Below are 3,192 nucleotides of genomic sequence, written 5' to 3'. Positions count from 1 at the left end.
AGCGCGCCCGCGTGGCGGCGGAGCTCGCCCACCACGCGCAGCCGGCGTTCCAGTTCGGCGGCCCGTTCGGTGCGGCGGGCGGCCTCGACATTGGCGGCCTCCTGGGCGGCGCGCAGGGACTCGTCGATGGAGCGCAGGGTGCGGTCGGCGATGGCGGTGAAATGGTCGCGCAGCAGGCGGTGGATGCGGTGCAGGCGGTCCTTGGTCTCCTTGCCGGTGTGGAACGCGATGTCGTCGAGATAGCGGCGCACCGCCAGCTTGGCGTCGGCGCGCCGCTTGGCCAGGCGAGCCTTCTTGTCGTCACTGAAGGCCTTGCCGCCCAGCAGAACTCCCGCGCCCAGCGAGAGCGGGTTGATCAGCGCCATCCCCGCCATGGTGCCGACCATGCCCGCCATGATCACGCCGCCGTAGGAGCCGCGCACGCCCACCAGCAGCTTGTGGCTCAAACCCAGATCGGGTTCCAGATCGGCGAGGGTGCAGGACCCGGTGCGGGAGTCGTCGTCGAGGGTGTCGCGGACCTCGGGCAGATCCACCGCGCCCAGATCGGTGAAATGGGCGGCGACCCGCTCGGCCAGTTTCACCGCCCGGGTGCCGGTCCACACCAGGTTGTCGCCGACCGCGGAACCCACGGTGGCCGTGAGCCATTCGTCCATGCTGTCCCAGTGCCTGCCGGGATCGTGGTCGTCGATCCAGTCCTCGGCGGTGCGGGCGATATCCCGCAGCCGATTGCGCAGATCATGGTCGATATCGCCCGCCAGATCGGTGATGCCGTCGCCGAGGGTCTGCTGCCAGGCGGCGGTGTGGCGGTGCAGCTTCTCCGCCTCGGCCTTGGCGGCGTGCAGTTCCCGGATGGCGGCCGCGCCGCGCGCCGGATCCCGCAACGCGACCAGCTCGCTGCCCAGCGCCAGGGCGAGATGCTCGGCGGCGGAAGAGATGTCGAGGGCGACGGCGCGTTGCACGGCCGCCTGATCCCGCGCCACCACCTGCTCCCGCAGAAACTGGAACACCGGGCCGAACCCGGACTCGCGGCCGAGGCCCTCGTCCTGCAGGCGCATGGCGTGGGCGCGCAACACCGCCGAGACCGGCAGCATCGGCACCTCGATCTCGTTGACGCGCAAGTGTTTCCGATTCGCCTCGAACACCTGCCGCCAATGCGGGTACAGGTCGATCTTGGTGACCAGCACCGCGACGGCCGGGCACAGTTCCCGCACCTGCCGCAGGAAATCCACCTCGGGATCGGTCAGTTCGGTCGAGGCGTCGGTGAGTACCAGCACCGCGTCGGCGGCCGGGGCCTGCGCGAGCACGCCTGCCGCGCCGGTGGTTCCGTGCGCACCCAGGCCGGGCGTGTCCACCACCACGATGCCGTCGGCGAGCAGCGGGCTCGGGGCCTCGAGTTCGAGGCGGAGCACCGCGCGACCCTGCGGGCCGCGGGCGGTGAGCGCGGGAACGGCCTCGAACGGCACCGCCTCCCGGGTGTTCTCGCCGCCGTCCGCGCCCGCGGCGACCACCGTCGCGCGCGGCTGCGGGCCGTAGGACACCACGGTGGTGACCGCGGTGGCGATATCGTCGGCGACCGGGCACACATCCAGGTTGACCAGCGCGTTGACGAACCGGCTCTTGCCCTGATTCCCCAAGCCCGCCACCAGGATCCGGCGGCGCGGATCGCGCACCTTGCCCGCGACCGTCTCCAGCCGGGCGACCAGGTCGCCGCGTTCGGCGGCCCGCGCCACCGCGATGGTCTCCGAGACCATCGTCACCAGCGGATTCGCCGCCACCATGCCTGTCACAGCTTGCTCACCGACCTGTTCCAGTCGTCCGTGTTCCGAGTGGATCCTTCGAGGGACTGTCGCTCACCGCGGCGAACCCGCGGTGAGCGACCTCGCGTCACGAGTGCAGGATGTCGCCGACGATATCGCCGCCCGCGTGCGCCCCGAGATCCGCCCCGGTGTGCGCGCCGCCGGCGCCGAACAGCGACGCGTCCGGACCGGAGGTGTGCACCCCGCCGCCGAAGGCCTGCGAGACATCCACTCCGGCCCAGGGATTCGCGCCCGCGCCGTGCAGCCCGGCATCCACCGCGCCGCCGCCGTGCACCCCGGCGTCCAGCCCGGTCCCGACCTGCGTACCGGCTCCGACCGCGCCGTGCAGGCCGGTGTCGAGCCCGCCCTGCGCGCCCGCGCCGATCCCGCTCGCCACACCGCCCACACCGGAGATGCCGGTCTCCAAACCACTCCCGACCTGCGCGCCGAGCCCGGTGCCCACATTCGCCGCGCCATTGAGCCCGGTCTCGAGCCCCGCACCGACCTGCGTACCCGCGCCGACCGCGGTGTTCAGTCCGGCATCGAGGCCCGTGCCCAGCTGCGCACCCGTGTGCAACCCGGTGTCCAGGCCCGCGCCCAGCTGGGTGCCGAGATCCGCACCGGTGTGCAACCCGGTGTTCAGGCCCGCGCCGAGCTGGGTGCCGAGCTCAGCTCCCGTGTGCAACCCGGCGTCGAGACCCGTACCCAGCTGCGCGCCCGTGTTGAGGCCGGTCTCGAGACCAGCGCCCAGCTGGGTGCCCGCGCCGACCGCGGTGTCGAGACCGGCACCGAGACCGCCGCCCAGTTGCGTGCCCAGATCGGCGCCCGCCTGGAGTCCGGTGTTCAGGCCCGCGCCCAGCTGGGCGCCCGCGCCGACCGCGGTGTCGACGCCCGCGCCGAGGTTGCCGCCGAGCTGCGTGCCGAGATCCGCGCCCGCGTGCAGGCCGGTGTCCAGGCCCGCGCCGAGCTGGGTGCCCGCGCCGAGGAGGGCATCGGCGGTACCGGAGAGACCGGTCTCCAGGCCGGCGCCGACCTGGGTGCCGAGGGCGGCGCCGGTGTTCACCGCGCCATTGAGGCCGGTCTGCAGGCCCAGGCCGGTGTCGAGAGCGCCGTTCAGGTCGGTCTGCAGACCCGCGCCCACGTTGGTGGCGGCGTTGATGGCGGTGGAGAGTCCCGCGCCGAGGCCGGTCTCGAGGTCGGTGGCGGTGGTGATCGCGCCGGTCAGACCGGTGGTGAGGTCCGCGCCGCCGTGGGCGACCGCGTCGAGCGCGCCCTGCAGGCCGGTCTCCAGGCCCGCGCCCGCGGCCAGGCCGCCGGTAAGGGCGGAGGTCAGATCGGCGGCGAGGGCGTGGAACATGACCACGTCGTCGAGCCGGTTCAGGAACTCCGGCTTGAA

General features: G+C 73.2%; 1 protein-coding gene and 1 pseudogene. Both read right to left on the bottom strand.

All coding sequences use genetic code 11. The features are described from left to right. On the bottom strand, positions 1-1,778 hold a 1,778-nt coding region (locus ACWELJ_RS33820; RefSeq protein ID WP_452370130.1), incomplete at its 3' end, for a dynamin family protein. Positions 1,779-1,884: 106 nt separating this feature from the next. After that, positions 1,885-3,192: pseudogene (locus ACWELJ_RS33815) on the bottom strand (hypothetical protein); the annotation flags it as partial.

The organism is Nocardia sp. NPDC004582, assembly GCF_053602115.1.
The sequence above is the reverse complement of the archived record's forward strand: the minus strand, read 5'-3'. Positions and strand labels throughout refer to the sequence as shown.